General features: G+C 59.4%; 4 protein-coding genes. 3 read left to right on the top strand and 1 reads right to left on the bottom strand.

What is annotated here, in order from left to right:
• Positions 1-230: 230 nt before the first annotated feature.
• Positions 231-1,784 carry a glycosyl hydrolase family 17 protein gene (locus WBB95_RS14640; protein ID WP_424488232.1) on the bottom strand — a complete coding sequence of 518 codons (1,554 nt, stop codon included), beginning with the start codon at positions 1,782-1,784 and terminating at the stop codon, positions 231-233.
• A gap of 334 nt (positions 1,785-2,118) precedes the next feature.
• Here WBB95_RS14640 and WBB95_RS14635 point away from each other — a divergent pair, with 334 nt between their 5' ends.
• The 3 genes from WBB95_RS14635 (at position 2,119) to WBB95_RS14625 (ending at position 5,154) form a co-directional block, all read left to right on the top strand.
• Positions 2,119-2,970: a glycine betaine ABC transporter substrate-binding protein gene (locus WBB95_RS14635; RefSeq protein WP_424488231.1), complete on the top strand. Its 852-nt coding sequence runs from the start codon at positions 2,119-2,121 to the stop codon at positions 2,968-2,970.
• Positions 2,971-3,187: 217 nt separating this feature from the next.
• Entirely contained in the window at positions 3,188-3,499 is a 312-nt protein-coding gene (locus WBB95_RS14630; RefSeq protein WP_424488230.1) for a DUF485 domain-containing protein, read from the top strand.
• Positions 3,496-5,154, top strand: a complete 1,659-nt coding sequence (locus tag WBB95_RS14625) for a cation acetate symporter (RefSeq protein WP_424488229.1) — start codon at positions 3,496-3,498, stop codon at positions 5,152-5,154. The genes WBB95_RS14630 and WBB95_RS14625 overlap by 4 nt, the downstream gene beginning before the upstream one ends.
• Positions 5,155-5,397: the final 243 nt, after the last annotated feature.

Raw genomic sequence — 5,397 nt, 5'->3', positions numbered from 1 at the left:
TTAGCCGTGTTGGGCCATGGATGGCCCGTCACGGCGGCCCACGGATTCAAGCCGGAGTGAGGGCACACCGAGCCACAGCGAGGTGCCGAGTGGAGGGGCAAGAGCGCTTTGGTTACTTTCGCGCTTTTCGAAAGTGACCCGCCGTAAGGGCGGAACCCATACAAGCGATCACCCAAACAACGGATATGTACTCATTCGCCCCGCCGCAACAACCACACGCAATAGCGACCTTAAGCCTTGCGCACCCGCAGGCAACGCCACAACGCCACAACCATCAGCCCACTGACAACGGCCCAGCCCCAGGCCTGCTGGTTCAGCAAACCTTCGCGATACAGTTGCGGCGCAATACCCGCACCGATGATAAAGGCCAGCAGCGCGATCTCCCGACGCGGCCCGGTCACCGGGCGCACCAGGTAAACCAGCGCCGGCAACAGGAGCGCCGCACTCGGAAAGCTGCGATAGCGCGGGTCAAACACCATCGCCAACATCATCACGGCGCCCGCGAACCCGGCGATTGCGACCAGCCAGCCAGCACGTTGCTCCAGCCAGTTGAAGGCACGCTCGCGCCACCCTTCGCGGCCACTCAACGCCAACGCCGCGTGGGCCAGCACCAGCAGGTTCAGCGCCACCAGCAAGCCAGCCCACACCCATTCATCGTTGAAACGTGCCGTGACGCGAGTCAGCTCTGCCCACGTGCCGATGGAGCAGGCGGCCACTGCACCGAGCAATGGCAGCAACAGCGCGGCGCGGGTGCTGCGAACACGACCGCCAAGCACCAGCGTGCCCAGCAGGATGATCCCGCCAACGCCCAGCCACAGCGGCCAATAAGGCACATTGGTCACCGGCCCGGCGAGGATGCCCTTGTCCTGGCGATCCGCATCAAACAGCCCCCAGTAACCACCGACCGCACCTTCACTGGCGCGCTTCCAGGGTTGGTCGAAGGCTTCGATCAGGTTGTAGTGCCAGCCATTGGCCTCGGCCATGGCGACAAAACCGCGCATGAACTTGGCTTCGTTGACCCGGCTCGGCACGGCGGTTTCGCGCTGGCGGCCTTCACTGGGCCAGCCGGTCTCGCCGATCAGCACATCTTTAGGCGCGAATTTGTTGCCGAAGGTCTGGCGTACATCGCCCACATGCTTGAGCGCCTGGTCGATGCCGGACGGGTCATCCTCCCAGTAGGGCAGCAGGTGGATGGTCAAAAAGTCTACTGCCGGGGCGATTTCCGGATGCTTCAGCCAGAACTCCCACACGTCGGCATATGTGACCGGCTGCTTGATCTGGCTTTTGACTTTATGGATCAGCGTTACCAACTGCTTGGCGGTGACTTCCTTGCGCAGCAAGGCTTCGTTGCCGACGATCACCGAAGTCACGACATCAGGGTTGGCGTTGGCGGAGGCGATCAACTGGTCAACCTCCATGCCGGTCGCCACCGGATCGCTGCTGACCCAGGCGCCGATCATCAACTTCAACCCATGCTTGCGCGCCAGTTCCGGCAAGGCTTCGAGGCCGGTCATGGAATAGGTGCGGATGCATTCAAAGCGGGTCGCCAGCAGGGCAAGGTCGGCGTCCATGCGCTCGGGGCGCAGCTTGAAGGGCTGGTCGAAGGGCGATTGGTCCTTGTCGAACGGGGTGTAGGACGCGCATTGCATCTTGTGGCTGGCACTCGCGACATCCGGCAGCACCACCGGCCGACCAAGGCCGTACCAGTAGCCGACAAGGACAAGCAAGCCAAGGATCAAGGCGAAAAAATAGGGCAGGGCAGGAAAGCGGGCAGTCGCGGGCATGGTCGGCTTATCTGGAGGAGCAAAGGCGCGCATCTTACCCGGATTTGTCCCGTCCCAGTGGGGCTGCATAATTTAGACATGCAAAGTTCGGGCGGGATTTTGACGCCAAGCCCTACAAAACGTCCTGCTGGCGATGTGATGTCGTTTCTTGCTTACCTGAGGTCGCAGTCAGAGCAGGTTCCAAGCCTGCGCGGGTTGATGATCAAAGCGTCAGCACTCCACTGATGTGGCAGCAGCCGGATCGATGCGCGTGAAGGGGGCGCGGTGCACCACCATAACAACTAGGTTGACGTCGCTCGGCATCCGTCGGGCGCAGCACTTTCGGGGAAGTACGATGAAGATGCGACGACTCTTGGGCGCAGCTGCCACTCTGGTAGTTGCGATGAGCTCCACACTGGCCAGCGCCGACAGCAAAACCCTGAGCATCGGTTATGTAGATGGCTGGTCCGACAGCGTGGCCACCACCCACGTGGCGGCGGAAGTGATCAAGCAAAAGCTCGGTTATGACGTGAAACTGCAGGCCGTCGCCACCGGGATCATGTGGCAGGGCGTGGCGACCGGCAAGCTCGACGCCATGCTCTCGGCGTGGCTGCCCGTGACCCACGGTGAGTACTGGGCCAAGAACAAGGACAAGGTGGTCGACTACGGCCCCAACTTCAAGGATGCGAAGATCGGCCTGATCGTGCCGGAGTACGTCAAGGCCAAGTCCATCGAAGACCTCAAGACCGACACCACCTTCAAGAACAAAATCGTCGGCATCGACGCTGGTTCGGGCGTGATGCTCAAAACCGACGAAGCCATCAAGGCGTATGGCCTTGATTACAAGCTACAAGCCAGCTCCGGCGCCGCAATGATCGCCGAGCTGACCCGCGCCGAAGACAAGCAGGAATCCATCGCGGTCACCGGCTGGGTGCCACACTGGATGTTCGCCAAGTGGAAACTGCGTTTCCTGGACGATCCAAAAGGGATTTATGGTGCTGCTGAAACCGTCAACAGCATCGGCAGCAAGGGCCTGGAGAAGAAAGCGCCGGAAGTTGCGGCCTTCCTGAAGAAATTCCAGTGGGCCTCCAAGGATGAAATCGGCGAAGTCATGCTCGCCATCCAGGAAGGCGCCAAGCCTGAAGCGGCGGCCAAGGACTGGGTCGCCAAGCACCCTGAGCGTGTGGCCGAGTGGGTCGGTAAATAAGCACCGAAGCCTCTAGATAGCACCTTGTAAGCCCGCCTGGCGTCTTCGTCAGGTGGGTTTTGTCGTTTCTGGGGCAAAGGCTGTCAATTTAATCAGTCCAAAGTTGGCGCCAAGCCTAATGTCGTTCTAATACTAAGGTCGTCTGGAACCTGTTCTGCAGCCGCATACAGTGGATACGTTCCAATAATAAAAAAGCTGTGCTGCGAGGATAAAAACAATGAACGACAGCATTTACCTCTCGATTCAAAACAGCCCGCGTTTCAAGGAGCTGGTCAGTAAACGAGAAAAGTTCGCCTGGATTCTCTCGGCGATCATGTTAGGGCTTTACTCCGCTTTCATCCTGTTGATCGCCTACGGGCCACAAGTGCTGGGGGCTAAACTGAGCCCAGGCTCATCCATCACCTGGGGCATCCCGATCGGTGTCGGCCTGATTGTCTCGGCCTTCATCCTCACGGCTATCTACGTACGACGCGCCAATGGCGAATTCGACGACCTGAACAATGCGATTCTCAAGGAGGCTGCGCAATGATCCGTCGTCTATTGGCTGTATTCGGCGCTTCGGTCTTTGCCCCCGCGGTTTGGGCGGCAGATGCATTGACCGGTGAGGTGCACAAACAACCCTTGAACATCGCAGCAATCCTGATGTTCGTCGCCTTTGTTGGCGCGACCCTGTGCATCACCTACTGGGCGTCCAAACGCAACAAGTCGGCCGCCGACTACTATGCAGCTGGCGGCAAGATCACCGGTTTCCAGAACGGCCTGGCGATTGCAGGTGACTACATGTCGGCGGCGTCCTTCCTGGGGATTTCCGCGCTGGTGTTCACCTCCGGCTACGACGGCCTGATCTACTCGATCGGCTTTCTGGTGGGCTGGCCGATCATTCTGTTCCTGATCGCCGAGCGCCTGCGCAACCTGGGCAAGTACACCTTTGCCGACGTCGCGTCCTACCGCCTGGGGCAAACCCAGATCCGCAGCCTCTCGGCCTGTGGTTCGCTGGTGGTGGTGGCGTTCTACCTGATCGCGCAGATGGTCGGCGCGGGCAAGCTGATCCAACTGCTGTTTGGCCTGGACTACCACGTTGCGGTGATCCTGGTGGGCATCCTGATGTGCATGTACGTGCTGTTTGGCGGCATGCTGGCGACCACCTGGGTACAGATCATCAAGGCCGTGTTGTTGCTGTCCGGTGCCTCGTTCATGGCGCTGATGGTGATGAAGCACGTCAACTTCGATTTCAACATGCTGTTTGCCGAGGCGATCAAGGTTCACCCTAAAGGTGAAGCGATCATGAGCCCGGGCGGCTTGGTGAAAGATCCGATCTCGGCATTTTCCCTGGGCCTGGCACTGATGTTTGGTACCGCTGGTCTGCCGCACATCCTGATGCGCTTCTTCACCGTCAGCGACGCCAAGGAAGCGCGTAAGAGCGTGCTGTATGCCACAGGCTTCATCGGCTACTTTTACATCCTGACCTTTATCATCGGTTTTGGCGCGATCCTGCTGGTCAGCACCAACCCGGCGTTCAAGGATGCTGCAGGCGCCTTGCTGGGCGGTAACAACATGGCGGCGGTGCATTTGGCCAACGCGGTGGGCGGAAGTATCTTCCTGGGCTTCATCTCGGCCGTGGCGTTTGCCACGATCCTGGCAGTGGTTGCCGGCTTGACCCTGGCGGGTGCTTCGGCGGTGTCCCATGACCTGTACGCCAGCGTGATCAAGAAAGGCAAGGCCAACGAAAAGGATGAGATTCGCGTCTCGAAGATCACCACCGTGGCCTTGGGTGTATTGGCGATCGGCCTGGGTATCCTGTTCGAAAGCCAGAACATCGCGTTCATGGTCGGCCTGGCGTTCTCGATTGCCGCCAGCTGTAACTTCCCGGTGCTGCTGCTTTCCATGTACTGGAAGAACCTCACCACGCGTGGCGCGATGATTGGCGGCTGGCTGGGCTTGATCAGTGCCGTAGGCCTGATGATCCTGGGCCCGACCATCTGGGTGTCGATCCTGCACCATGAAAAAGCCATCTTCCCGTACGAATACCCGGCGCTGTTCTCGATGATCATTGCGTTCGTCGGCATCTGGTTCTTCTCCATCACCGACAAGTCGGCGGCGGCAGAGAAAGAGCGTGCGCTGTACTTCCCGCAGTTTGTGCGTTCGCAAACTGGCCTGGGGGCGAGCGGGGCGGTTAATCACTGAGATTTGTAACCGTTACAAAAAAAATGCCCCGGTCGTGAGATCGGGGCATTTTTTTGCTTTTATTGTGAGTGGATATCACAAAACTGTTTCTCAAATCCTGCAGCAATAAAACCGCCTTTTCGATGGATGATCGTTCCCACGCTCTGCGTGGTAACGCCTCCTGTGACGCTCCGCGTTACCTTGCGCCGGACTTGGGGCAGGTCGCGGAGCGTCCGGGGCTGCATTCCCACGCAGAGCGTGGGA

The sequence above is a fragment of the Pseudomonas sp. genome, assembly GCF_049645325.1.
Classification (GTDB): domain Bacteria; phylum Pseudomonadota; class Gammaproteobacteria; order Pseudomonadales; family Pseudomonadaceae; genus Aquipseudomonas.
This window is presented reverse-complemented; position numbering and strand designations above follow the sequence as displayed.

Bases quoted from the DNA above. Each gene is read 5' to 3' on its own strand.
- WBB95_RS14635 (WP_424488231.1), top strand. From the start codon at position 2,119: ATGAAGATGCGACGACTCTTGGGCGCAGCTGCCACTCTGGTAGTTGCG.
- WBB95_RS14630 (WP_424488230.1), top strand. From the start codon at position 3,188: ATGAACGACAGCATTTACCTCTCGATTCAAAACAGCCCGCGTTTCAAG.
- WBB95_RS14640 (WP_424488232.1), bottom strand. From the start codon at position 1,784: ATGCCCGCGACTGCCCGCTTTCCTGCCCTGCCCTATTTTTTCGCCTTG.
- WBB95_RS14625 (WP_424488229.1), top strand. From the start codon at position 3,496: ATGATCCGTCGTCTATTGGCTGTATTCGGCGCTTCGGTCTTTGCCCCC.